Origin of the sequence: Niveispirillum sp. SYP-B3756, from assembly GCF_009495745.1 — a bacterium.
Classification (GTDB): domain Bacteria; phylum Pseudomonadota; class Alphaproteobacteria; order Azospirillales; family Azospirillaceae; genus Niveispirillum.
On sequence record NZ_WIDQ01000053.1, the window covers coordinates 1 to 850 of the forward strand.

General features: G+C 60.7%; 1 protein-coding gene. It reads right to left on the reverse strand.

Features of this window, described 5'->3' with window-relative positions:
• Window positions 1–12 precede the first annotated feature (12 nt).
• Window positions 13–776 (reverse strand): IS5 family transposase gene (locus tag GE253_RS25680; protein ID WP_153206986.1). Its coding sequence is split into 2 segments (ribosomal slippage): window positions 13–446 and window positions 446–776, totalling 765 coding nucleotides; the frame shifts between segments, so codons are not numbered across the junction.
• Window positions 777–850 lie beyond the last annotated feature (74 nt).

Sequence of the window (850 nt, forward strand, 5' to 3'; positions counted from 1 at the left end):
TAGGCCGTAGACTCATAACGACTGACACCATAGCCTGACGGCGACGAGCTTTACGGCAGCTAGGAAGTTCTCGGGTTGTTTGTCGTATCGGGTGGCGATACCTCTGAACTGTTTGATCTTGTTGAAGAACCGTTCGACGAGGTTGCGCTGCCGGTAAACCCAGGACGAGAAGACAAAGCTCCCCTTGCGGTTGGCTTTGGGCGGAATATTGGCCCAGGCCTTCCGCTCGGCGGCTTTGGCGCGGATGGCATTGCTGTCATAGCCCTTGTCAGCCAGCAGAATGGTCCCCTCACCAAGACCCTCCGTCAGAGCGTCGGCCTCGGTGCAATCGGCGACCTGCCCTGCGGTCAGGCGCAGGTGGACGGGGCGGCCTTCCGCATCGACGAGCGCGTGGATTTTACTGGTGAGGCCCCCACGGGAACGTCCCATGCCGCCATCGTCTCCAGCCCCTTTTTTCCCGTGGCCCCGTGCTGGTGCACGCGAACACAGGTGCTGTCGATCATCACGATATCGCCGTCGTAAGCGGCGGATACCGCTTCCAGAAGCCGATCCCACACCCCGGCTTTCCGCCAGCGCACGAACCGGTTGTAGCAGGTCGTCGACGGGCCATAGCGTTCCGGTATCTCCGCCCACGGCGAACCTGTGCGGAACCGCCACAGAATACCGTTCAGGACACGGCGGTCATCAACGCGCGGCACACCGCGCGGCTTGTTCGGCAATAGCGGGGACAGGATCGACCATTCGTGGTCCGTAAGTTCGTAGCGGCGGCGCGTCATCAGGGGCTCCTTGTCAAAGCCCTTGAATCACGACGCCAATTCCAAACCAAGCAGTTTTATGAGTTTACTGCCTA